General features: G+C 73.4%; 25 protein-coding genes. 12 read left to right on the plus strand and 13 right to left on the minus strand.

Going from position 1 to position 23,145, the window contains the following annotated elements:
* The first annotated feature begins 14 nt into the window (after positions 1 to 14).
* From RWE79_RS36330 to RWE79_RS36350, 5 genes are all read left to right on the plus strand, one after another.
* Positions 15 to 1,079, plus strand: coding sequence for an acyl-CoA desaturase (locus RWE79_RS36330; RefSeq protein WP_475944582.1), 1,065 nt, complete (start codon positions 15 to 17; stop codon positions 1,077 to 1,079).
* An 84-nt stretch (positions 1,080 to 1,163) separates the two neighbouring features.
* Positions 1,164 to 1,391: an STAS domain-containing protein gene (locus RWE79_RS36335; RefSeq protein WP_475946327.1), complete on the plus strand. Its 228-nt coding sequence runs from the start codon at positions 1,164 to 1,166 to the stop codon at positions 1,389 to 1,391.
* Entirely contained in the window at positions 1,388 to 2,023 is a 636-nt protein-coding gene (locus RWE79_RS36340) for a hypothetical protein (RefSeq protein WP_475944584.1), read from the plus strand. Before RWE79_RS36335 ends, RWE79_RS36340 begins: the two co-directional genes overlap by 4 nt.
* 83 nt (positions 2,024 to 2,106) lie before the next feature.
* Positions 2,107 to 2,463, plus strand: coding sequence for a PRC-barrel domain-containing protein (locus RWE79_RS36345; protein WP_475944586.1), 357 nt, complete (start codon positions 2,107 to 2,109; stop codon positions 2,461 to 2,463).
* A gap of 40 nt (positions 2,464 to 2,503) precedes the next feature.
* A complete protein-coding gene (locus RWE79_RS36350; protein ID WP_475944588.1) occupies positions 2,504 to 2,671 on the plus strand; it encodes a hypothetical protein in 168 nt (55 codons plus the stop codon).
* Between the two features lie 18 nt (positions 2,672 to 2,689).
* Here RWE79_RS36350 and RWE79_RS36355 read toward each other — a convergent pair whose 3' ends face one another.
* On the minus strand, positions 2,690 to 3,235 hold the full coding sequence (locus RWE79_RS36355; RefSeq protein WP_475944590.1) for a DUF5994 family protein: 546 nt from the start codon (positions 3,233 to 3,235) through the stop codon (positions 2,690 to 2,692).
* Positions 3,236 to 3,516: 281 nt separating this feature from the next.
* Here RWE79_RS36355 and RWE79_RS36360 point away from each other — a divergent pair, with 281 nt between their 5' ends.
* Positions 3,517 to 3,942 carry an STAS domain-containing protein gene (locus RWE79_RS36360; protein ID WP_475944592.1) on the plus strand — a complete coding sequence of 142 codons (426 nt, stop codon included), beginning with the start codon at positions 3,517 to 3,519 and terminating at the stop codon, positions 3,940 to 3,942.
* On the opposite strand, the gene RWE79_RS36365 is transcribed toward RWE79_RS36360, so the two are convergent.
* From RWE79_RS36365 to RWE79_RS36385, 5 genes are all read right to left on the minus strand, one after another.
* Complete coding sequence (locus RWE79_RS36365) at positions 3,855 to 4,571, minus strand: GAF and ANTAR domain-containing protein (protein WP_475944594.1); 717 nt, start codon at positions 4,569 to 4,571, stop codon at positions 3,855 to 3,857. The genes RWE79_RS36360 and RWE79_RS36365 overlap by 88 nt on opposite strands.
* Positions 4,572 to 4,624: 53 nt before the next feature.
* Positions 4,625 to 5,383: a GAF and ANTAR domain-containing protein gene (locus RWE79_RS36370; RefSeq protein ID WP_475944596.1), complete on the minus strand. Its 759-nt coding sequence runs from the start codon at positions 5,381 to 5,383 to the stop codon at positions 4,625 to 4,627.
* A 3-nt stretch (positions 5,384 to 5,386) separates the two neighbouring features.
* Positions 5,387 to 5,923 (minus strand): GNAT family N-acetyltransferase, encoded by a 537-nt coding sequence (locus RWE79_RS36375; protein ID WP_475944598.1) that lies wholly within the window; start codon positions 5,921 to 5,923, stop codon positions 5,387 to 5,389.
* A complete protein-coding gene (locus tag RWE79_RS36380) occupies positions 5,923 to 6,339 on the minus strand; it encodes an STAS domain-containing protein (protein ID WP_475944600.1) in 417 nt (138 codons plus the stop codon). The genes RWE79_RS36375 and RWE79_RS36380 overlap by 1 nt, the downstream gene beginning before the upstream one ends.
* 320 nt (positions 6,340 to 6,659) lie before the next feature.
* Positions 6,660 to 6,794 (minus strand): hypothetical protein, encoded by a 135-nt coding sequence (locus RWE79_RS36385; RefSeq protein WP_475944602.1) that lies wholly within the window; start codon positions 6,792 to 6,794, stop codon positions 6,660 to 6,662.
* 346 nt (positions 6,795 to 7,140) lie between these two features.
* Between RWE79_RS36385 and RWE79_RS36390 the strand changes: the two genes are divergently transcribed.
* Positions 7,141 to 7,866 carry a hypothetical protein gene (locus RWE79_RS36390; RefSeq protein WP_475944604.1) on the plus strand — a complete coding sequence of 242 codons (726 nt, stop codon included), beginning with the start codon at positions 7,141 to 7,143 and terminating at the stop codon, positions 7,864 to 7,866.
* Between the two features lie 8 nt (positions 7,867 to 7,874).
* Here RWE79_RS36390 and RWE79_RS36395 read toward each other — a convergent pair whose 3' ends face one another.
* Together RWE79_RS36395 and RWE79_RS36400 are read right to left on the minus strand one after the other, a co-directional pair.
* Positions 7,875 to 11,252: a pyruvate carboxylase gene (locus RWE79_RS36395; RefSeq protein ID WP_475944606.1), complete on the minus strand. Its 3,378-nt coding sequence runs from the start codon at positions 11,250 to 11,252 to the stop codon at positions 7,875 to 7,877.
* Between the two features lie 454 nt (positions 11,253 to 11,706).
* Positions 11,707 to 13,788, minus strand: a complete 2,082-nt coding sequence (locus tag RWE79_RS36400) for an FUSC family protein (protein ID WP_475944608.1) — start codon at positions 13,786 to 13,788, stop codon at positions 11,707 to 11,709.
* Positions 13,789 to 14,166: 378 nt separating this feature from the next.
* Between RWE79_RS36400 and RWE79_RS36405 the strand changes: the two genes are divergently transcribed.
* The 4 genes from RWE79_RS36405 (at position 14,167) to RWE79_RS36420 (ending at position 18,016) form a co-directional block, all read left to right on the plus strand.
* A complete protein-coding gene (locus RWE79_RS36405) occupies positions 14,167 to 14,898 on the plus strand; it encodes a hypothetical protein (protein ID WP_475944610.1) in 732 nt (243 codons plus the stop codon).
* Positions 14,899 to 14,974: 76 nt separating this feature from the next.
* On the plus strand, positions 14,975 to 16,195 hold the full coding sequence (locus tag RWE79_RS36410) for a serine hydrolase domain-containing protein (RefSeq protein ID WP_475944612.1): 1,221 nt from the start codon (positions 14,975 to 14,977) through the stop codon (positions 16,193 to 16,195).
* A 122-nt stretch (positions 16,196 to 16,317) separates the two neighbouring features.
* Entirely contained in the window at positions 16,318 to 17,598 is a 1,281-nt protein-coding gene (locus RWE79_RS36415; RefSeq protein ID WP_475944614.1) for an ATP-binding protein, read from the plus strand.
* A gap of 67 nt (positions 17,599 to 17,665) precedes the next feature.
* The gene (locus RWE79_RS36420) at positions 17,666 to 18,016 is read left to right on the plus strand and encodes a hypothetical protein (RefSeq protein WP_475944616.1); all 351 of its coding nucleotides are present in this window, start codon (positions 17,666 to 17,668) and stop codon (positions 18,014 to 18,016) included.
* A 198-nt stretch (positions 18,017 to 18,214) separates the two neighbouring features.
* Here RWE79_RS36420 and RWE79_RS36425 read toward each other — a convergent pair whose 3' ends face one another.
* Positions 18,215 to 18,574 (minus strand): DUF6204 family protein, encoded by a 360-nt coding sequence (locus tag RWE79_RS36425; RefSeq protein WP_475944618.1) that lies wholly within the window; start codon positions 18,572 to 18,574, stop codon positions 18,215 to 18,217.
* Positions 18,575 to 18,776: 202 nt separating this feature from the next.
* Here RWE79_RS36425 and RWE79_RS36430 point away from each other — a divergent pair, with 202 nt between their 5' ends.
* Positions 18,777 to 19,595, plus strand: a complete 819-nt coding sequence (locus tag RWE79_RS36430) for an alpha/beta fold hydrolase (RefSeq protein ID WP_475944620.1) — start codon at positions 18,777 to 18,779, stop codon at positions 19,593 to 19,595.
* A gap of 79 nt (positions 19,596 to 19,674) precedes the next feature.
* Here RWE79_RS36430 and RWE79_RS36435 read toward each other — a convergent pair whose 3' ends face one another.
* From RWE79_RS36435 to RWE79_RS36450, 4 genes are read right to left on the minus strand one after another with little or no spacing between them, the layout of a single operon-like run.
* A complete protein-coding gene (locus RWE79_RS36435) occupies positions 19,675 to 20,796 on the minus strand; it encodes a class I SAM-dependent methyltransferase (RefSeq protein ID WP_475944622.1) in 1,122 nt (373 codons plus the stop codon).
* The gene (locus RWE79_RS36440; RefSeq protein WP_475944624.1) at positions 20,793 to 21,998 is read right to left on the minus strand and encodes a glycosyltransferase; all 1,206 of its coding nucleotides are present in this window, start codon (positions 21,996 to 21,998) and stop codon (positions 20,793 to 20,795) included. Before RWE79_RS36440 ends, RWE79_RS36435 begins: the two co-directional genes overlap by 4 nt.
* A complete protein-coding gene (locus tag RWE79_RS36445; protein WP_475946329.1) occupies positions 21,995 to 22,840 on the minus strand; it encodes an alpha/beta fold hydrolase in 846 nt (281 codons plus the stop codon). Before RWE79_RS36445 ends, RWE79_RS36440 begins: the two co-directional genes overlap by 4 nt.
* Positions 22,841 to 22,849: 9 nt before the next feature.
* The gene (locus RWE79_RS36450) at positions 22,850 to 23,104 is read right to left on the minus strand and encodes an acyl carrier protein (RefSeq protein ID WP_475946331.1); all 255 of its coding nucleotides are present in this window, start codon (positions 23,102 to 23,104) and stop codon (positions 22,850 to 22,852) included.
* Positions 23,105 to 23,145: the final 41 nt, after the last annotated feature.

The following is a 23,145-nucleotide window of genomic DNA, read 5'->3' on the forward strand; positions in this document are numbered from 1 at the left end:
CGAAGGAGCCAGCGATGACCCCGACCGCCCGGGAGACGGAGCCCGCCACCGGCTACGACGGCACCGAGCCCTTCCCCGCCGACAGCCCCGACGCCGCCGAACCACGGCCGGACGGCCCGCGGTTGCAGGCGGTGGTGACCGCGCTGTTCGTCGTACTCCCCTTCGTGGGCCTGGCGGTGGCCGTGCGGATGCTCTGGGGGCACGGCATCGGGCTCGCCGACGTACTCCTGGCGGTCGCGTTCTACGCGATCACCGGACTGGGGGTCACGGTCGGTTTCCACCGCCTCATCACCCACCGCAGCTTCACCGCCCGGCCCTGGCTGCGGACCACCCTCGCCGTCGCGGGCTCGATGAGCTTCCAGGGCAACGTCATCGACTGGGCGGCCGTGCACCGGCGGCACCACGCCTTCACCGACCGCCCCGGCGACCCCCACTCGCCCCACCGCTACGGGAGCGGGCTCACCGGCCGGCTGCGCGGCCTCGGCCACGCGCACCTCGGCTGGCTGTTCCGCGACAACCTCACCAGCGCCGTCCGTTACGCCCCCGACCTGCTCGCCGATCCCGCGGTCGTCCGGGTCGCCCGGGCGTTCCCCGCCCTGTGCGCCGCCTCGCTGATCCTGCCGGCCCTGGCCGGCTGGGCCATCGGCGGCGGTGACGCACGGGCGGTGCTCACCGCCTTCCTGTGGGCCGGGCCGGTCCGCATCCTGCTGCTCCAGCACGTCACATGGAGCGTCAACTCCCTGTGCCACATGGTCGGTTCACGGCCCTACGCGAGCCGTCGATTCGACCGGTCCACCGACCTGTGGCCACTCGCACTGCTCTCCTTCGGCGAGAGCTGGCACAACGGCCACCACTCCGCACCGACCTGTGCCCGGCACGGCGTCGGCCCGCACCAGATCGACCTGTCCGCCGGCCTCATCCGCGGCTTCGAACACCTCGGCTGGGCCACCGCCGTCCACTGGCCGGCCCCGGAACGTCCCCTTCGAATGCCAGAACCGAGGCACCATGCCCCTCCCGCAGATCCTGTACATCTTCCGGACCGTCAGCGGCAACCGGGTGCTGGTCACCTTGACCGGTGAGATCGACCTGACCTCGGTGCCGCCGCTCCGGGTGGCGCTGCTGCCACGCCCGCAGGACGGCAACCGCAGCATCGACGTCGCGACCTGAGCACCGTCACCTTCTGCGACTGCAGCGGCCTCAACGTCTTCCTCGACGCGGCCCTGCGCGCCACCGTCGCGGGCGCGACCCTGCGGCTCCACGACCCGCCCCCGATGCTGACCCGGCTGTTCGCCCTGACCGGCTCCGGTCTCCTGCTCGCCGTTCCCCGGCCACCGGGCTCCCCACAGGTGCCGGCCGCGCGGCTGCCGACCGTGCCGGTCGGTGCGCCGTGACGTCCCGGTCCGGCCACCCGGAGCAGCCCGGACTGTCCACCGCACGGCTGCGGCGGCTCAACCGCTGGCAGGCCGAGGGCATGCGCGAGGACCTCGCCGACCTGTACGTGGAGTCCACCCGCACCGCCTCCGGCTCGGAGTACCGGGGGCGGCAGGACTTCCTCGACCGGCTCGCCGGGGACGTACGGCAACCGGGGTTCAGCATGCTGGTCGCGGAGACCACGGCCCTGGCCGGGTGCGCCTTCGGATTCCCGGTGGGACGTGACGGGTCCTGGTGGCAGGGGTTTCAGGGGCCGCTCCCGCACCACCTTGAGCAACTCACCGCCTCGGGCCATGTCTTCGCGGTCACCGCGGTCGTGGTCCACCCCCATGAACGCGACCGCGGCCTCACCGGCCGCCTCCAGGAGCGGCTGCTCGCCGACCACCACGCCTCACTCGGCGTCACCCTGCTGGACCAGGACGACGACGGCGCGTACAGCGCCTTTCTGTCCTGGGGGTGGCAGCAGACCGGACAGGTCCACCGGTCACCCGGGCCGGCCGTGCTCCGGGCCCTGACCCTGGTGCTCGGCGGGGGGAACCAGCCCCAGCCGGACGGCCTCGCGCACGACGCACGCACCCAGCGGCCCGAATAGTGTCCTGCCGCGCCGGCCGGACCGGACCGAGTAGTGGCCGGTGATGCGGGTACACGCCGGACAGCGCGCAAAGGAGGGTGACTGTGTTCGAAGCCGGTGACATCCGGGAGTGGCGGGGCCATTCGGTCGTCGACGCGGCCGGACACAAGGTCGGCACGCTCGAAGCGATCTACGTCGACACCCGCACCGACGAACCGTCGTTCGCGACGGTCACCGTCGGCCTGCCGACGCGGCACCGGCTGGTGTTCGTGCCGCTCACCGGGGCGACCGTGGGCCCGGGGTACCTCAAGGTCGCCTACGACAGACAGCAGGTCAAGGGAGCCCCCTCGATCGGCACCGACGGGGAGCTGCCCGCCGAGGCGGAGGAGGGCGTCTTCGCCCACTACTCCCTCGGCTACGACCCCGGCAGCAAGGGCGAACGGCGGCTCGCGCGACGCTGACGCCGCGTGCGCCGCCGGGCACTGGAGAGGGAGTCCTGAGATGACGTGGTTCCTGCTGCTGCTTCTGGTGGCGGTTGTCCTGGGGATCGTGGGCGCGGTGGTGAAGGGCCTGCTCTATCTGTTGGTCATCGCCGTGGCCGTGTTCCTGGCCGCCCTCGTCCTGGGCGGCGTACAGCTCCGGCACAGCGGCCGGAGCCCGGGCCGCTGAGGCCCGGGCCGCGGTCGTTCACGCGGTTGCGCGGCCTTCGGCCGCACGTGTCCTCGATCCCCGGACGGGCTGGGAACCGCCGCCCGCCATCACGGCGCTGGCGGTGAGCAGACCGCCGGGGGCGGCCGCGGTGGCCATCAGCCGGGCGGCCGCCGTCTCACCGGTCCCGGGCGGGACCACCAGCAGGTCCCAGCGGCCGGAGGTGTAGGAGAGCAGCAGCAGTTCGTTCTGGTCCTGCTCGGCGGCGAACCAGCCGACCCGTACGGTGTGCCCGCTCACCGGCACCTTCCGCGGGATGACGGGCCAGCGGGCCGGATTCACCGCGACCCGGGTGATCCGGCCCCAGGTCTTGTCCAACGCCGCCGCCAGGGCGGGGAGTTCACGGGTGAGATCACGGGAACGCGGCCACCAGGCCCCGTCCAGGAGACCGGGGGCGGACCCCGCCGGGGTCAGCGACAGCCGGGCCGCCGGGAAGTCCGCCGCGGGGAAGTCCGCCGCGGGCAGGGCCGCCGCCGGGAGGGGTACGCGCTCATGGACGGTCGTGGGATCAAGGGTCGCGGTCATGGGGCTGACCTGTCCCCGGGCGCGTCGTCGACGTCCCGGCGTGGTGGCTCACCGAGAACGACACCCGCGTGGAAGCCGGTGTGCGAAGTACTCCCGGTGCCTTGACCCTACTCCGGTAGACGCCCCGGGAAGGCTGTCCATGGCGTACGGACAGGGCTAGTCTGCTCATTGAGGCCCCAGACCCCCGGCAGCGTGAGGTCCGCTCCGCTCCGAGGAGGCAACTGGTGTATCAGGGTCCCGGAACTTCCCTCATCCCTGTCAGGGCCCGCCGCGTCAGACCGGTGCCCACGCGCGGGGCCGCCCGGGACAGCACCGTCATCGTCACCGGAGGCCTGGACGTCGACACCGTTCCGGGACTGCGCGAACGCCTCCTGCGGGTCTCCCGCGTCCCCGGCTCCCGGATCGTCCTCGACCTGTCGGGAGTCACCTTCTGCGACGCGCTCGCTCTGGGGCTCCTGGTCGCCGTCGGCCGGCGGGTCCGCCGCCACGGGGGCGGGCTGTGCCTTCTCGCGCCGTCCGCCGCAGTCGTGGAGGCACTGAGGACCAGCGGGCTGCGCCGCCTTCTCCCGGTCGTCCCGGCCGTGGAGGCCGTCGCCGTGGCCGGCCGGGACCGGATCCGTCAGACCACCAGGCCCCCGAGCGACTCGGAGCCGTCGACGAAGGCCCGGGCCACGTCGGACAGCCGGCGGTTGTGCGAACGGGCGTAGCCGCGCAGGGCGGTGAAGGCCTGTTCCATGTCGATGTCGTGCCGTTCGGCGAGCTTGCCCTTGGCCTGTTCGATCAGTACGCGGCTGTTCAGGGCGTTCTGCAACTGCTCGTTGAGGACGCCGCTGCGGACCGTGGAACGCTGCTGCAGCAGACTGATGGTGGCGACATCGGCCAGCGCCTGCGCGATGGGTGTGCCGACCGGGTCGAAGGGGCCGGGGCGGGCCCGGAAGAGGTTGAGGGCGCCGACGACCTCGTCCCGCAGGCGCATCGGCAGGGCCTGGACCGCCTCGAAGCCGCTCTGCCGGGCCTTGGCGACGAAGCGCGGCCAGCGACCGGCCTCGGCGGTCAGGTCGGGGACGGCCACCGCTGTGCCGTGCCGGAAGCACTCCAGGCATGGCCCTTCGTCGTTCTGGAGCTGAAAGAGCTCCAGCAGGCGTACGCGTTCGTCGGAGGCGGCCATCACACGCAGCTCGCCGTTCCGGTCGGCGAGCAGCACACCCGCCGCGCTCACGCCGAGCATCTCCACGCAGCGGTCGGTCAGCAGACGCAGGAAATCAATCAGGTCGAAGTCGGCGACGAGGTTGTCCGCCAGTTCGACGAATGTCTTGGCAAGGAGCCGTTCATCCATCCTGCACACCCTCTGTCGGGACTGGTCCTGCGCGGTAATGACATGACGTACGGTCAGATGTCATCGTCGGTCCGATCCGCTGCGGGCCCGGTGGGGTCCCGGGTGAACCGCAGCCGCCGGGCGACCACGTCGGTGGCCACCTCGGCGAGCCGGCGCTCCTGTGCGTAGGCGTGGGCCCGGAGCCGTACGAAGGCCTCCTCGATGCCGACGCCCAGCTGTTCGGTGAGCATCCCGGTGGCCTGGTCGATCTCGGCCCGGTAGCCGTTCAGGTGCCGGTGCTGCCCGTCCGGTCCGTCCGGTCCGTCCGGCCCCGAGGCCGCGGCGTCGAGCAGGACCAGGGTCGCGGTGTCGGCGAACGCCATCGCGTCGGCCAGATCCTCGGCGTCCAGCCCGCCGGCCGTAGCGGCGTACAGGTCGAGGACGCCGGGGCTTATCGCGCCGATCTGCAGGGGGAACGCGAAGACCGCCGTCGCACCGGCCTCCGTGGCCGCGGCGGCGAACACGGGCCAGCGGTCCCGGACCCCGGCGGCCCGCAGATCGGGGGTGAGCACGGCGGCCCCGAGGGCGAACGCGTCCACACAGGGCCCCTCGCCCAGGGTGAGCTGCAGCTCCTCCAGCCGCTCGCTGACCTCGTCGGTGCTGCACAGCGGATGACTGGTCGCGGTCCGCGACATCGCCGAGACCCCGGCCCCGCCGACCGGCAGCGCCCGCACGGCTGCGGCACACACGTCCACCACGCCGACCCGCGTGCCCCGGCGGGCCGCCTGCTCGGCCACCAGCACCTGGATCCGGGCCGACCGGCTACCGCTCATCGTTCACAGCCCGGCCCGCAGCACCAGGGCCCGCAGTACCGCCGGGCCGGGAAGCCGGTCGACCTCGCCGATGTCCCGCCAGCCCCACGACCGGAACGCGGCGCACGCCGCCCGGTTGGGCCGGTCCACCAATGTGGCGCCCAGCGACGCCTGATGGTCGGCGAGCAGCCGCTCCTGAAGGAATCCCGCGAGGCCGCGGTTCCGCTCGTCCGGACGGACCACCAGCCCGGTGACCGCGAACACCTTCCCGGAAGAGGTGAGTTCCTCGACCGCTCGCGGGAGCCCGCCACGGAATCCGCGCCACCAGGAGCCGTCCCGCCGCACCGGGAACCCGAACGCACACCCCACCAGGGTCGGTGCGCCCGCGATCAGCATGGCGAAGCCCGGCCGCCGCAGGTCACCCGCGAGCCGGCGCAGGAAGTCGCCCCGGTTGCGGTGCTCCCAGCCGGGCGCCGTGGCGCAGGACGCCACGTACAGCTCGGCCAGTTCCTCACGCAGGCCGTCGACCTGACCCCGGTTCAACCGGACGAGTCGCGGCATCACCGCACGCCACTCGTCGCGGCGGCCGGTACGGGCCCGGCGACGCCGCCCGGGCCGGCCGGCCGCTGACCACCGAACGGGAGCCCGGCCAGCAGGAATCCGGTGCCGGTGGTGGCCAACAGCCGCGCCACGATCGGCGACGGGTGGCGCAGCCTCAGCGAGGCCCCGGCCGCGGTGGTGCGCTGCGCCGCGTCGAGGAAGACATTGAGACCGCTGCAGTCGCAGAACGTGACGGCGGTGAGGTCGACGTCGACGGCCCGGATGCCGTCGTACAGGCAGTCCCGCAGCGATTCCCGTACCAGGGGCGCCGATTCGAGGTCGATCTCACCCGAAAGGGTAATCGACGCCTGCTGGTTCCTGTCGTGCCGGTGGACGGTCAGCTGCCGGGGGAAGGACGAGTACGGGGTGACGGGCATGGCGCCTCGGTTCGGGAGACCGCCCGGGACGGTGCCGTCCGGCGGCGCCGGACTCCCGGCGTCTCCTTACGCGTTCCCAGTACGGATGTACTTCGGGCAGGCAGGCGGACAACAGGTCCTGCGGACGGTGTCGCGGAGTGTGGGACCCTGTTGTTCCCTCGGGGGATGCACCGGGTGAGAGGACGATCGAACCGTTCTCCTCAGGCATCTGAGCCAGGCAAGAGCCAGCCGCCGGGGTCTGGGACGTCCATCCGACAGCATAGCCCCCGGGAGGCCCGCCAGGGGCGGGAGGAGCCCGGCAATTCCGCTGCCCGGCGCCGTCAGCGGCTGTCGCCGTCCGCGGTGGTGTCGGCGGGCTGCGACGGCGGCAGTACGTGATCCTCCCACCAGGCCATGCCCATGACGGTTCCGAGTAGCACGAACGGGGTCAGTACGGGGAGGATCAGCGCGAACATGAGGACTGCCTGTCGTCAGATACGTGTGACGCAGACGGGCTGTGGAACGGTGCCCGTGTGGGGCGCATCAACGCTGCGCCGAAAGCCGGCACCGATGCGCGACATGCGCTCCCGGGGGAGCGCGGTCAGGGCTCGACGCCGCCGGGGACCGGAGCTGCACCGCGCGTACGACGCCTACCCGCATCGCGCCGGTAGATGTCCACCGGCCGTACCCCGCACGCCCGTTGTGGTCCCAGCGGCGTAAGGAGACCGGCCCGGGGTACGCGAGCCCTGGCTACTGTCGTGCGGGACCTCGCGGGGATTCCAGGCAGGAAGGTCTCACATCTGACAGCCCGAGGGGGCAGCGATGGACGATCCGGAAGACGAAGAAGGCACGCCCGAACGGAAGGTGCTCGACCTGAGCGCCGTCCAGGTGGCCGCGAGCACACTCGCGTCCGTGGTGGGCGCCGTCATGGCGTCGCTGCTGGGCGTGCACGGCACGATCGTCGGCGCCGCCGTGGTCAGCACGAGCGCCACCACCGGCGCCGCGGTCTTCCAGCACGTCTTCCACCGCACCGGCGAGGGGATTCGCGGACGGATGGGCACCGGCACCGGCACCGCGCGGCCGCCGGCACCCTCCGGGGCGGCACCCTCCGGGGCGGCACCCCCCGAGGCGTCGCCGGACACCGGTCGGCGGCGCAGGGGCTGGAAGACGTACGTCCTGACCACGGGCCTGGTCTTCGCGCTGGCGATGGGCGTGGTGACCGCGGCGGAGCTGATCGCGGGCAAGCCGGTCGCCGCCGTGGTCACCGGGAAGCCGGGCCGGGGCACCTCCGTGGGCAACGGCTCGACCGGCACCCCGGGTCCGTCCGCCAGCCCGGCACCCACGCCCGACGCCTCCGCGGGCACGGCACCGCTGACCCACGGACCCGGCGCGCCCGGGGCGAGCGCGACCTCCACCGGCACTCCGGGTTCCGGTCAGGACTCCGGTCAGGACTCCGGTACCGGCGCCCCGTCCTCAGCGGCCCCGTCCGGCGGCGGCGCCACGGGCGACCCCGCCACCGGCGAGTCCGCTGCCGCCACCGCCGGCTGAGGCGGCCGTCACTGGATGACGAGGAGCAGGTCACCGCCTTCCACCTGCTGGACCTTGCCGATCGCCAGGCGGCTGACGGTGCCGGAGCGCTGGGTGGTGATGGCGGCCTCCATCTTCATCGCCTCGATGGTGGCGACGGTCTGGCCGGCCTCGACGGAGGCGCCCTCCGCCACCTGGAGGGTAACGACGCCGGCGAACGGCGCGGCGATGTGGCGGTCGTCGGCGCGGTCGGCCTTCTCGGCGGCCTTGACGCTGCTGGTGATGGAGGTGTCGCGTACCGACACGGGGCGCAACTGGCCGTTGAGGGTGGCCAGTACGGTGCGGTAGCCGCGCTCGTCGGCCTCGGCGATCGCCTCCAGCTCGATGAGCAGGGTCACGCCCTGTCCGAGGGTGACGTTGTGTTCGGTGTCGGGCTCCAGGCCGTAGAAGAAGTCCTTGGTGGACAGCACCGAGGTGTCGCCGTACGTCTCGTGGTGGGTGTCGAACGCCTTGGCCGGGCCGGGGAAGAGCAGCCGGTTCAGTGTCCTACGCCGTGCTTCGGCCAGCCCGCGCCGGTCCTCGTCGGTCAGCCGCGGTGCCGGCGCCTGCGGGGGCCGGCCTTCGAGGGCGCGGGTGCGGAACGGCTCGGGCCAGCCGCCGGGCGGGTCGCCGAGTTCGCCGCGCAGGAAGCCGATGACCGAGTCCGGTACGTCGAACTTGCCGGGCCCGGACTCGAAGTCGGCCGCCTCGACGCCCGCCCCGACCAGGTGCAGGGCGAGGTCGCCCACGACCTTGGAGGACGGGGTGACCTTCACCAGCCGGCCCAGCATCCGGTCGGCGGCGGCGTAGCAGTCCTCGATCAGTTCGAACCGGTCGCCGAGGCCGAGGGCGATGGCCTGCTGACGGAGGTTGGACAGCTGGCCGCCGGGGATCTCGTGGTGGTAGACCCGCCCGGTCGGCGAGGCCAGCCCGGACTCGAACGGCGCGTAGACCTTGCGTACCGCCTCCCAGTACGGCTCCAGGTCGCTGACGGCCTGCAACGACAGGCCGGTGGCCCGCTCGGTGTGGTCGGTGGCGGCGACCAGCGCGGACAGCGAGGGCTGGCTGGTGGTGCCGGCCATCGAGGCGACGGCCGCGTCGACGGCGTCCACCCCGGCGTCGATCGCCGCGATCAGGGTCGCCAGCTGGCCGCCCGCCGTGTCGTGGGTGTGCAGGTGCACCGGCAGGTCGAAGCGTTCCCGCAGCGCGGTGACCAGCTTCCTGGCCGCCGGCGGACGCAGCAGCCCCGCCATGTCCTTGATCGCCAGGACGTGCGCCCCGGCGTCGACGATCTGCTCGGCCAGCCGCAGGTAGTAGTCGAGGGTGTAGAGCCCCTCGGCCGGGTCGGACAGGTCCCCGGTGTAGCAGAGCGCGACCTCGGCCAGCGCGGTGCCGGTGGCCCGCACCGCGTCGATCGCCGGGCGCATCTGGGAGACGTCGTTGAGGGCGTCGAAGATCCGGAAGATGTCCATCCCGGTGGCGGCGGCCTCGGCCACGAACGCGTCGGTCACCTCCGTGGGGTACGGGGTGTAGCCGACGGTGTTGCGCCCCCGCAGCAGCATCTGCGTACAGATGTTGGGTGCCGCCTCCCGTAGCAGCGCGAGCCGCTCCCACGGGTCCTCGGCCAGGAACCGCAGGGCGACGTCGTAGGTCGCGCCGCCCCAGCACTCCAGGCTCAGCAGCTGTGGCGTGGTCCGCGCCACGTACGGGGCGACGGCGAGCAGGTCCCGGGTGCGGACCCGGGTGGCCAGCAGCGACTGGTGCGCGTCGCGGAAGGTGGTGTCGGTGACGGCGACCGCGCTCTGCCCGCGCAGCTCGGCGGCGAAGCGCTCGGGGCCCAGTTCGGCCAGGCGCTGCCGGGAACCGGGCGGCGGCGGATCGCCGAGGTGGGCGGCGGGCAGCTTCTCGGCGGGTTCGACCACCGAGGGCCGCGCCCCGTGCGGCTTGTTGACGGTGGTCTCGGCCAGGTAGTGCAGGATGCGGCTGCCCCGGTCGGCCGGGGGACGGGCCCGCACCAGCTGGGGGCGTTCGTCGATGAAACTGGTGGTCACGCGTCCGGCCTGGAAATCCGGGTCGTCGAGGACGGCGGCCAGGAACGGCAGGTTGGTGGAGACCCCGCGGATCCGGAACTCGGCGATGGCGCGGCGGGCCCGGCGGGCGGCGTTGGCGTAATCGTGCCCGTGGCAGGTCAGCTTGACCAGCATGGAGTCGAAGTGCGCGCTGACCTGGGCGCCGGTGTGCACGGTGCCGCCGTCGAGGCGGACGCCGGGGCCGCCCGGAGAGCGGTACGCGGAGATGGTGCCCACGTCGGGCCGGAACCCGTTGGCGGGATCCTCGGTGGTGATACGGCACTGCAGCGCGGCGCCGGTCAGCACGATGTCGTCCTGCGTCAGGCGCAGTTCGGGCAGGGTCTGGCCCGACGCGATCCGCAGCTGGGCGATGACCAGGTCCCGGTCGGTGACCTGCTCGGTCACCGTGTGCTCCACCTGGATACGGGGATTCATCTCGATGAAGACGTGCTTGCCGCGCTCGTCGACCAGGAACTCCACGGTGCCGGCGTTGATGTAGCCGATGTGCCGGGCGAAGGCGACGGCGTCGGCGCAGATCCGGTCCCGCAGCTCCGGGTCCAGGTTGGGCGCCGGGGCGATCTCCACGACCTTCTGGTGCCGGCGCTGTACCGAGCAGTCCCGCTCGTAGAGATGGACGACGTTGCCCGCGGCGTCGGCGAGGATCTGCACCTCGATGTGGCGCGGGTTGACCACCGCCTGCTCCAGGAAGACGGTGCCGTCCCCGAAGGCGGACTCGGCCTCGCGCATCGCCGCTTCGATCGAGTCGCGCAGCTCGGCGGGCTCGGCGACCCGCCGCATCCCGCGCCCGCCGCCGCCCGCGACGGCCTTGACGAAGATCGGGAAGCCGATCTCCCCGGCCGCGGCGACCAGCGCCTCGACATCCGTGGAGGGCTCCGACGAGGCCAGGACCGGCACCCCGGCCGCCCGTGCCGCCGCGATCGCGCGGGACTTGTTGCCCGTCAGATGCAGTACGTCGGCCGGCGGCCCGACGAAGGTGATGCCGGCGGCCGCGCACGCGGCGGCCAGGTCGGGGTTCTCCGACAGGAAGCCGTAGCCCGGGTAGACCGCGTCCGCCCCCGCCTTGCGGGCGGCCTTGATGATCTCGTCCACCGACAGATACGCCCGTACCGGGTGGCCGCGCTCGCCGATCAGGTACGACTCGTCGGCCTTGGCCCGGTGCAGCGAATTGCGGTCCTCGTGCGGAAACACCGCCACCGTGGAGATCCCCAGCTCGAAAGCGGCCCGGAACGCCCGGATCGCGATCTCACCCCGGTTGGCGACAAGAACTTTCCTGAACATCTGATTCCTGAACGTCGGTCGGAACACGTGTGAGGAGGTGTCATGCGGTACGGCGTCTGCCGGGCCGGCTGCGGGCCCGAGTCACCTCCGGGATGTTGTGCCGATCCGCGAAGATCGTGCCGGTCGCGGCAGGGGGAGCATCTCATTCCCACTGGGCCCTGGCCAGTGGGCGAGGCGGCCGTTCGGTGTGACTCCGATCATGGTGCGCGGCCACGATCCGGGCCCTCGCCGGTGGCGGGGACCGGACCGGTGGGGTCCGTACGGGGGTGACGGGCAACCCACGCGGCGGGCGCCGCTGCCGGGCGGGCGGCCATGGGCCGGGTCCGTCGGGCGTGTTGGGCCGGAAGCCGTGCGGTGGCGGTGAAGGCCGTGCGCGCCGGCCGGCCGGGCCGGGGTGCGGGCCCTCGGCCGGCGCACCTCGTGCCCACGTCCCCGGGACGTCCGCGCACCACCGTCACTCGCCGGAACCGATGGCCGCCAGCGCTGCCTGGAGGCTGCTGAGCCAGACCGCGGCGTCGACGGCGTAGAAGAGCCGCGGATCGAGCCGGTCGCCGTGGGCCGTGGCGCAGAGCTGGGCGATGACGGCCTCGTCGGCGGGCGGGAAGGTGTCGCTCGACGGGGCCGGGTTGCCGCCCGAACGCAGTTGCGCGGCGAGGGCCTCGCAGGTGTGGCGCAGCCGTCCCGCCGCGTCGCGCAGGCTCGCGGCGGCCCGCGGCCAGGCGGCGAGGGCGCCGGGCGGGCAGCGGTGGTGGAGGGTCTGGGCACCGACGACCATGCGGTGGCCGGCGACCATGACGGCCTGCCAGTCGACGTCGGACGCCTGGTGCTCGCGGTTCTCGGTGGCGTACTGGGCGTAACCGGCCTCGGCGAAGGCGAGGTCGAGGCGGGCGCGGGCGAGGGCGGCGCCACCGCGCGGGCGGGTGCCGGTCATGGTGTCGACGACATCGGCGACCGCCGCCACGCCCTGGTCGAGCAGGGTGGACGCGGCCCGCCGCATCTCGCCGGCCCCGCCGCGCGGCCAGGTCAGCAGCCCGACGAGGGCGCCCGTCAGGCCGCCGACGAGTACGTCGAGGAAACGGATCCCGGCGAGTTCGGGCCCGGTGGCGGCGAGCTGCGCGAAGGCCGACGCCACCGCGAGGGTGAAGAACCCCTGCCCCCAGCCGGCGCCCAGCACCGGACCGGCGGCGAACGCCAGCAGCAGAAGGGGCGGCAGCACGGCCGCGTAAAAAGCGGTATGAGTACCCGTCAGATACAGCATGAGCGCGGTGACGGCGGCGCCGGCGAGGGTTCCGCGCAGGGCCGGGCGCAGCGCGGTGCGGGTGTCGGCGGCGCTGGAACGCATCACGGTGAGTGTGGTCAGCAGCGCCCAGAAGCCGTGGGACAGGTCGAGTTCGCCCGCGACGATCCGGGCCGCGGCCAGCGCCACCGCCGTACGCACCGCGTTCTGGAAGTACACCGAGCGCGGCGTGAGGTGGGCGCGCAGCCGCCGCGCGTAGAGCGTCCCCGCCCGGTGGTGGGCGTACCAGAACGGGCCGGGCCGCTCGGCCGGCGGCGTGGCGTCGGGCGGGACGGGGGCGCCCAGGGCGATCCGTACGGCGGTGACGAGGAAGTTCGCGCCGTAGGTGACCTCCAGGGCGATCGCGCCGCCGCGCAGACGGGCCTGGCTCTCGGCGTCGCCGGCCCGGAAGCCGCTGGTGCGGTGGTGCTCGAAGGCGGTGGCCGCGTCCGCCGTCGGCCCGGCGGCCGGGGGCGGGGACCGGCCGTCCAGGGCCCGGGCGACATCGTCGGAGGCGGCGGCGACCACGGCCAGCAGTGCGGCGGCCCGGGGGTCGGTGGCGGCCCGGCCGCGATGGATGGCCAGGTCGAGCCGCCGGGCCTGGGCGAGCAGATAGCGGGACCACGTCGCTGCCTGGCTCAGCGCCCGGTCGCGCGCCGAGGCCGACGCCGGGCGCTCGCCGATGGGCACCCGGCTCATCCGGATGGCGTCGGACGCCGCCAGCAGCCTCGCCGCGGCCCCGGCGGGCAGGCTGCCGGCGGCCAGCGTGCCCAGGAACCCGCCTGCGGTGTCGGCCGCCCGCGCGAGCCGGTCCTCGTACCGCCCCGGCCGGGTACCGGGCCACAGCAGCAGCTCGGCTGCCGCCAGGACCATGACTCCGCAGGTCAGCCCGGCGAGCCGGGACCCCAGGCTGCCGGGTTCGTACGGCGGGAAGCACGGCAGGATGTAGAACAGCTGAAGCCCGGTGGCCAGCCCCACCAGCCGGGGCCCGCCCACCCCGGCGAACGTCACCAGGAAGCCCACCGCCAGCATCCCCAGCGCCGCGGCCCAGGTGTGCGCGGCCAGTACGGTACCGAGCGTGACCAGGATCCAGCCGACGGGCAGCGCCGCGACCAGCGCGCGGGCCCGCTGCCGCGGCGTCCCCGGAATGCGGCACAGTCCACCGGCCGCCACGGCGCCGAACAGCGCGTAGATCGCCACGACGCGGTTCCCGAGCCCGTACCGCGCGCCGTAGAACACCACGCACACCACGACCGTCACCCGGGCCGCACTACGTACCGCCCCCAGCCCCGGATCCCGGGACGTCAGCCACCCCCGAGCGCTCCCACGGGCCACCGCGACTCCCTCGCTCACCCCGACACCGATCACGCTAGGCGCCCCCGGGACCCGAGGCCACCCGGCCGGCCCCGCCGCTCCACGAACGGGCGATACCTGCCCGGAGGGGCTGCGCGGGCTGGGCGGAGGCTTCTGACCGCAATTGGGCGACACGGCCACGCAGGCCCCACGTGTCGTTACGTTTGGTAACAGTCCGAACGCATAACGTGTCGGCCAGGCGTCTGGAACAGGCGGCTGGCTCCGGCCTGCGAAGGCGGTGGCAGCCACGCCGGTCCGTCAACGGTCAACGGTAAGGGGAGTGCAGTGAGCAACAAGGAACCGCAGCTGATCTACGGCCACGGGGTCGAGGCGTGCCCCGAGGGGAACCTCTGCCTCTACCGGGCCACCGGCTTCAACGTGGGTCAGGCCCCGGGGAGCGGCGACAAGATCCTGGCCATTCCGATGGGCGTGTACGTCAACAACTTCTCCGAGTACGGCTTCGACCACAGCGGCGACGGGGTGAGTGGCGTCGTCAACAACACGGCCGAGGACAACGCGCTCTTCTCGGCCGCCGGTCAGCAGGGGCACTCGCTGCCGGTGGAGCGCGGGACCTCGATCGCGAACCTGCAGCGAGTGCCCATGGCCGGGAGCCCGAACGGTTCCTGGAACGACCAGGCCCAGTCCGCGCTGGCGTCCCGTTTCGTGGGGAACCTGCGCGTCGACCAGGAGCTGCGCGGCCACTGGGCGGAGGGTCCGGGGCATGTCTACTCGTACCGGCTCACGATGCACGCCGAGGACACCCGCGTCATGAAGTGGGCTGTCGGCTTCGGTGACCTGCCGGAGGGGACCTCGCTGTCCAAGAGTTTCGTCGACGCCTTCTGGGGTGAGATCCTCCGCGACGGCACCGACGGCGCCGTCCTGCTCGGCTCCCCCCAGGGTGGCGGGCACAGCGTCGATCCGGGAACCGACCTCCCCATCGACATCCAGGTCGTGTACCCCGACGAGAACCCCGCCCACGAACGCCTCGTCGGCCTGAACGCCCAGCAACTGGGCTGACCGGGCGCCCGGCCCGCGCCGGCCCGCGCGGAGTGTCGCAATCCGGATCATCGCGTTCTTCCGTACACAGTGCGATATGACACGTACACGGACGGCGATGCTGTGCGCCGCCACCCTGATCACCGCGACGCTCCAGACCGTGGCAGGCACCGGGGCCACCGCCCCGGCCACCGCACATCCCCGGCAGCGCCACGCCTGTGCCGGCTCCCCGGCCCCCGCGCACAGCCAGGCCCGCCGGCTCCTCGACATCGCGAGACAGGCAAAGAGGGACCTCCACCTCAGATCCGTGCTGTTCCGGGTCAACAGCCACGGCCGGGAGGTCGTCACCGGCGCACTCGGCGAGTCCGGGGCCGGCGTGCCCGCCCGGCCCGGCATGCACTTCCGTGCCGGGTCGGTGGGCATCGCGTATCTGGGCACGGTCCTGCTCCAGCTCGTCGACGAGAAGAAGGTGCGCCTCGACGCCCCCGTCTCCCGCTGGCTGCCCGGGCTGCCGCACGCGAACACGATCACCCTGCGGATGCTCGGCAGCAGCACCTCCGGCCTGAGGGACTACGTCACCGACCCCGGGTTCATCGCGGCGCTCTACGCCGACCCGTTCCGCCAGTGGACGCCAGGGGAACTCGTCGGGATCTCCACCGGCCACCCTCTGCTGTACAAGCCCGGCACCAACTGGAGTTACTCGCACGCCAACTTCGTGATCCTCGGCGCCGCCCTCGAAAAGATCACCGGCACCCCCCTCGACGCCCTGCTCCGGCACCGCGTCATGGACCCCCTCGGACTGCGCGACACCCGCAACAGCCACACCCCCGCGATCCCGGCCCCCGTACTGCACTCCTACGACGCCGAACGCGGCAGCTACCAGCAGTCCACGTACTGGAACCCCTCGTGGACCACCGCCCCCGGCGCGGTCCTCACCACCCACATCTGCGACCTGGCCCGCTCGGCGCAGGGCATCGGCGCGGGAGAACTCCTCTCCCGCCGCTCCTTCAAGGTGCAGCTCGACCCCGGGACGGTCGGCCTGGGGAAGGCCACCGCCACCTGCGCGGCGACCGTCTGCCCGCACAACACCAGGGCCAGGCACTTCGGCCTCGGTGTCATCGTCCTGAAGGACTGGATCGCGCAGAACCCCTCGTTCTTCGGCTACGCAGCCGTCCAGGCCTACCTGCCCGCCCAGCGGCTGGCCATCGCGGTCAGCACGACCGTGGGCCGCAGATCCCCCGGTGGCAACACGGCCCAGGTGGTGGCCTCCCGCATCGCCCGCGCCCTCGCCCCCCGCCACCCCCTGACCTCCGGCTGAACGCAGGGGTGGAGCCGCCCGGGACGGATCTCGTCCCGGGCGCTCCGCTCGACGGGCCGCCGTCCGGCCCCGCGCGGACAATGGGGGCAGGACGCCGCCCTGACAGGGCCAAGGTGGTGACGATGCCGAAGTGGCGACTGCGTGACTTCCACGACGACGACCTGGACCGCGCCATCCAGATCTGGGACCAGGACCGGCAGACGGACGACGCACCCGCCGTGTTCCCCGTCTCCGAGGTCATGACCGCGGCCCGGAGCGGCGGGCCCGCCGTGGTCGCCGTGGTGGGCGACGACATGGTGGGCATGGCGGTGGCGCAGGCCCATGGCGAGCGGGCCTGGATCACGCTGGTGGCGCTGGCGGGAACGTGGCGCAACCGCGGGATCGGCAGCGCCCTGATCGCCGAACTCGAACGGCGCCTGCGGTCGCAGGGCGTGCGCCGGATCGCCGCACTGCTCGCCCCCGGCGCCACCGGAACCGCCGCCCTGGAGAACTCCGGCTACCGGACGCGTGCCGGGCTGGTCCTCTACGAGAAGGTCGAGCACCTCGACCCCGGCGACGCGGGGCTGCTCGCGGAGCTCGGCGGGAGGCTGCTGCCGCAGGGGCTGTGGGATGCCCTCGCCGGAATGGAACGGGAGAAGGAGGCGATCGAGCGGCGGATCGTGCTGCCGCTGGCCGAACCGGCACTGGCCGACCAGTACCGGGTGACGCCGCCGAAGGCGGTCATCCTCTTCGGCCCGCCGGGTACCGGCAAGACCAGCTTCGCCAAGGCCGTCGCCTCCCGGCTGGAGTGGCCGTTCGTGGAACTCTTCCCCTCCCGGCTCGCGGCGGGGGCCGCCGGCGGCCTGGCCACCTCGCTGCGGGAGACCTTCGCCGAGCTGGCCGAACTGGGCAGCGTTCTGCTCTTCATCGACGAGGTCGAGGAGATCGCCGGTGTCCGGTCCGGCGTGGCCGTCGACCCGGGCCACGGGGTCACCAACGAACTGCTCAAGCTGATCCCCGGCTTCCGCGACCACGACGAGCGCCTGCTGATGTGCGCCACCAACTCCGTCCGCTCCCTCGACCCGGCGTTCCTGCGCCCCGGCCGCTTCGACTACGTCATCCCGGTCGGTCCGCCCGACCCGGGCGCCCGGGCGGCGATCTGGCGGCGCTACCTCGGCACCGCCGCCGAGGGCGTCGAACTGGACCGGCTGGTGGCGGCCAGCGAGATGTTCACCCCCGCCGACATCGAGTTCGCCGCCGGTAAGGGGTCCCACGCCGCCTTCGCGCGCGAGGTCGCCGACCGCCAGGGCACGCCGGCCGGCACCGACGACTACCTCGACGCCATCGCCGACACCCGGCCCACCCTCACCGACCAGGCGCTCACCGAGTTCCGGGAGGACATCGAGCGCCATGCGCGCCTGTGACGGCTGATGCCGGACGGAGGCTGCCGAATGCCGGAGGATTCCCGGTTCGCCGGGGGAGCATGGGGCCATGACGAAACTCCCCGCGCGCGGCACGCGCTCGTTCTCGCTCTGGTCGACCGACTCCTTCCTGTCGATCGGCTCGGTGGGATCGGTGCTGTCCATCGGTTCGGTGGGCAGCAGCCTGTCGATCGGATCCATCGGCTCCGCCCTGTCCGTCGGCTCGATCGGCTCGGCGCTGTCGGTCGTCTCCATCGGCTCGATGCAGAGCCTCGGCTCCGTCCTGTCCGTCCAGTCGAGCTGGTCGTGCCTCGCCGCGCGGTCCCGTGGGGCCGTCCCGTCGAAGGCCGCGCCGGCCGTGCTCTGCGGCGCCGTGGTGGTGGCCGGAGCGTTCGCCCTGCACACCCGGCGACAGCGTTGAGCACCGGGCCCTGCGGGCGCTGCCGGCCGAGGGCAGCCGTCCCCGACGGTCAGGGCCGTGAGGCAGGCCCAGGTCGGCATGTGACCGGTGGCGGGCCCGGAGCCCGGATGGGCAGCGGGGCCGGAGCACGGTCGGTGATCTCGCGGCCGGGACAACGCGAGTGCCCCGACGGGCGGGCGAAGAGCGTACTGCTGCGGGTCACACGTTCTTCTGGGCTGCGGCGCGGCGCTGCCGTTTGCCCAACGCCGCCCGGGAGAGGTCCTCGGCGCTGCTCCTGAGGTTCTTGCAGCCGTAGCCGCGTTCGGCCAGCCACGTTCTCGCCGCCTCTTCGGCGCGTTCGGTCGCTTCCAGGATGTCCTCTTCTTCCTCCCCCGAGTCCAGGAAGCGGAAGGTGAAGGCGGATCGCGCGGCCAGGTCGTAGCTGAGGTGCCCCTCGGAGGTGAAGGCCGCCCGCAGGACGTCGTGCTCCGCGGCACGGGCCAGGAGCTCGGCACGCTGATCAGTGCTGAGTCCGTCGAAGACACCGCGGACGGTGATACGGAAGGTGCGATTACTCATCCCACGACCCTAGCCAGCGCGGTCGGCGTGGCTCCAGTGCGTTTCCGGCACCCGCCTTCGCGATGACGGGGTACGGCGAGCGCCTCACCGCCGCCCTCGGCGACCAGGGGGACCCCGAACCCACGGCGCGGCCCGTGGCGCGGGTCGCGCCGTGATGGTGACATGAGGAGGACCGGGCCGGACGGAAGGCGGCGGGACCACCATGAGCTGCATCGATGTCGGCGGCGTCACGCTCTGCTACGAGCGGTGGGGACCCGGCCCCGCGCTGCTGTGCATCCCCGGCGCCGGGGGTGACGCGGGGCTGTGGGCCAGGGTGGCCGAGGCGCTCGCGGACGAGTACACGGTGGTCTCCTACGACCGCCGGGGGAACTCCCGCAGCCCCCGCCCGAGGAACTGGACCTCGACGTCGATCGACGAGCAGGCCGACGACGCCGCCCGGCTGCTGGGCGGGCTCGCCCTGGCCCCGGCGACGGTGCTCGGTTCGGGTGCCGGCGGCGCCATCGCCACCGACCTGATGGTGCGCCACCCCGAGGTGGTGCGCGCCGCGGTCATCCACGAGCCGCCGTTCCTCGCGGTCGGCTCCGACCCCGACGAGGTGCGCAGACAGCTGGGCCGCCGCTTCGAGCAGGGCATGGCCCGGGGCGGCCCGGACGGCGCCATGGAGGCGCTGCTCCGCTGGTCCTGGGGCGAACACGGCCTGGTGGCCGCCGGATCGGACCTCCTCCGGCGGCTGCTGCCCAACGGGCAGGTCTATCTCGACGGGGAACTCGGCGCCCTCATCGAGTACCTGCCCACCCCTGCCGACCTCGCCGGTGTCCAGGTCCCGCGGGTCGTCGCGGCCGGTGCCGACAACCGCCCGCCCGCCGCCGGGTACCACCACGGCTACGAGGCGTCCCGGTGGCTCGCCGGCCATCTGCACACCGACCTCGTCGAACTCCCCGGCGGCCACGCCCCCTACCTCACCCACCCGGCCGAACTGACCCGGAGCCTGCGCCCCCTGCTGCGCACCCTGACCGGCTGACCGGCTGACCGGCTGACCGGTCCGGCGGGACCGCTCGGCCCGGAGCACGTACGGTCGTCGTCGAGCGGGGCGCCGGCGATCAGCCCCGGCGGGCGATCACCCGGTAGGCGTTGGCCAGACCCCACCGGCCCGCCATACGTCCGACCAGCAGCCGGTCCAGCAGGGTTCCGGCGACGAGGGCGGGCACGCCGGCCAGGAGAACCGCGGGGCGCAGCAGACGGCGGAGCAGGCCGGGCCGTTCGGGCAGCCAGGGGGAGTCCTCGCGCGGGGCCACGGCCGTCAGCAGCAGCCAGACGGCGGCGAGCAGGTCGACCGGGTCGTGCGGCTCGGTGTGCTGTTCGGCGAGGACGGTGAAGCCGAGGCCGGTCAGCTCCCGGCGGAGGTTGGCCACCGGTACGAAGTGCAGGTGCTGGGGCTGGAGCCAGGGGAGCCACCAGCGGCCGAGCAGCCTGGCGTAACGGCTCTCGGGGTCGGGGACCTCGATCAGCAGATGCCCGCCGGGGCGGATCGCGTGCCGCGCCGCGCGGAGTTCGCTGCGCGGGTCGGTGCTGTGTTCCAGGTAGTGGAACATGCTCACCACGTCGTAGCTCTCGGTCAGTTCGTCCGCGAGGCCGACGAACCCGCCGCGGAACGCCCGCTCCACGCGGCCCTCCCGCGCGGCCAGTTCGACGCCCTCGGTGAGGTCCAGCCCGTCGAAGGAGGTGCCGGGGAAGACGGCGCGGGCCGCCTCGCAGAAGTGGCCGTGGCCGGTGCCGACGTCCAGCCAGTTCTTCGGGGCGTCCGCGTACGGTGCCAGGGACGCGGCGCGCCGCCTGTACATCTTCCGCCGTCCGGCGAAGACACCGCCGAGGCTCTTCTCGCCCAGCCCGTCGTAGAAGTCGCGGTAGTAGAACTCCAGGCCCTCCGCGCTGAGCCGGGGGTTCTGGAAGGTGTGGCCGCAGCCCTCGCACCGGTCGAGCTGGAAGCTGCCCGGCTTGTGCTGGAAGCGGTCGGTGGTGCGCAGCCGCTGCTTCAGCCGGTCCGAGCCGCACCATGGGCACTTCTTCCGGCGCGGCTCGAAGAACCGCCCGGTGCCCCGGTCCAGGTCGGCCTGATAGCGCGGACGGAGGGCGGCGACGGCTTCGGCGCGGCCGGGCGTGGACGCCGTGGGCCGCGGTTCCGGGCTCTCGCTGCTCGCGCCGCTCTCGGCACTAGCGCTCATTGCTCCTCCTTGACGGGTTCCACGGCCAGCTGTTCGAGGTGGGCGGCGGCTGCGGCGGCGCCGCCCGCCGCGCGGAAGGACGTGCCGACCCGGGCGGCCGCGGCGCGGTAGCCCGGGTCGTGGAGAACGGCGTCGAGCGCCTCACCGAGCCTGGGCGCGGTGACCCTGCCGAATCTGACCCGGATGCCCGCCCCGGCGTTCACCACCTGCCCGGCCACCACCGGCTGGTCGTCGCGGATCGGGGCCACGACGAGCGGCACGCCGTGCCACAGCGCCTCGCACACGGTGTTGTGCCCGGCGTGGCAGACGACGGCGTCGACCCGCTCCAGCAGGGGCAGTTGGGGGACGGCCGGGAGTACCAGGATGTCCTTGTCCTTGTCGTGGTCGGCGGCCGGGGGCGGGCCGAGTGAGCCCGCCGGGTCGGCGATCACCATCTGGAGCCGGTCGGCGCGGCCGCGCGCGGCCGCGCGGCACTCGCCGAGGAAACGGGCCCCGGCGTCGGCGTTGGCGGTGCCGAGGCTGACCAGGACGGCGGGCCGCCGTGGGTCGAGCCAGTCCCAGGGGAAGTCCGGGGCGGAGGGGCGGGCGTCGATCGACGGGCCGACCCAGCGGATCCGCTCACCGTCCCTGGAGGCCCGCCCGGCGAGTTCCTCGGTGGTGAAGGCCAGGACCAGGCGCGGGGAGAAGCGGGGGTCGGCCGTACCGGCCAGGTCTCCGATCCGGTTCCGCAGCCCGGCCATGAGCCCGTCGATCCAGGCGTCGATCCTGGGCATGCCGTCGAGCGCGCCGGTGAACTCGGCCGAGGTGGTGGCCGAGGTGGCCCACCGGATGCCCAGCCGCTCGGCGGTCAGGCCGCCGGCGACGGCCTGCTGGTCGGCGACGATCACATCGGGGCGGAACTCCTCGGCGGCGGCCCGTACGCCCGGCGCCATCTGCTCGGCGAGCGGCGCGAGGAAGCCCTCCCAGAGCAGCTTGAGAGCGCCCGCGCCCCGTAATCCGGGCGGGCGGACGGCGCCGTCCTCGCCGGGCCGCGGTCCGGCGCAGCGGAAGACCACGGCACCGTCCCCGGCCAGCGGTACGACGATCTCCGGCATCCCGGCCCAGGCCACCCGGTGTCCCCGGGCGGCGAGCCGGGCGGCGACACCGACGGCCGGATTGATGTGCCCGACCAGCGGGGGCACCACGAAGAGGAATCGGCTCACCGCACCCCGCCCGTCGCGGCGCGTTCCGCGAGTCCGGTGTTCCGCCGGCCGGGGGACGGGACGCATGACACGACGCAGGACAGGACGACGTCGAGCACCAGCGCGGGTGCCTCGACCAGGACGGAGTGCTCATGGCCCGGGACGATGACCGTCCGGCTGCGCGGCAGCAGCGACTCCAGCCAGTCCGCCTGGTCGGCGAGGTCCGAGTCGCTGCCGTAGACGGCGGTCACCGGGAAGGGCAGCGCGCGGATCCGGTCCTCGCTCAGCACCGGGCTGGCCGGGATGTCCTGGGTGATGGTGGTCGTACGCACCAGCCGGGCCGCCGACCTGGCCAGCCGCGCGGTGTGCGCGCCGCGGTGTGTGCTGATCCAGGCCAGGGTGTCCGCCTCGTTCCTGTCCAGTTCGGCGGCGGTGCGCCCGAGGATCCGGCCGAGCTTGGCCGCCCAGGCCGCGGTGGGGGGCTCCGACTCGATCACGGTGAGACCCGCCACCCGCTCCGGGTGACGGTCGGCGAATCCGAAGGCCACCGTCCCGCCGAAGGAGTTGCCGACCAGATGGACCGGGCCGGTGATCCCCAGGCCGGCGAGCAGCGCTTCGAGGTCGGTGACGAAGGCGTCGAGGTGGTAGCCGGTCGCCGGGCGTTCGCTGCGGCCGTGCCCCCGCAGGTCGTACATGACCACGTCGAGGCCCGCGGCGGCCAGACCGTTGGCCACGGTGAAGTAGTAGCTGGCCAGGCTGTCGGTGAGCAGGCCGTGCAGGAGGACGGCGGTGGCGGTGGCCGGACGGCCGTCCGGCGGGGCGAGCCGCTGCACATGGAGCCTGATGCGGTCCGTCTGGAGCATCGCCACGGGTCAGCTCCGCCCGTCCGCGCCGATGCACCCGGCGACGTACTCGACGAGGCGGCCCACGGTGAGGTCGATGATCTCGTCGAGTTCCAGACCGGCCACGAACTCGGCGAAGTTGACCTGCCGGCCCCACCGGGCCTCCAGGCTGCCCGCCAGGGTGACCAGGTCGATGCTCTCCATTTCCAGGTCGTCGGTGAAGCGGGTCTTCATGGTGATCTCGATGTCGTCCAGGCCGTATTCGTCGAGCAGCGTCCGGAGCATCCCGGCGATCTCCGCGAGAACGGTCTGCTCACTGGTGGTCA

The organism is Streptomyces sp. RLA131 (genome assembly GCF_056270125.1).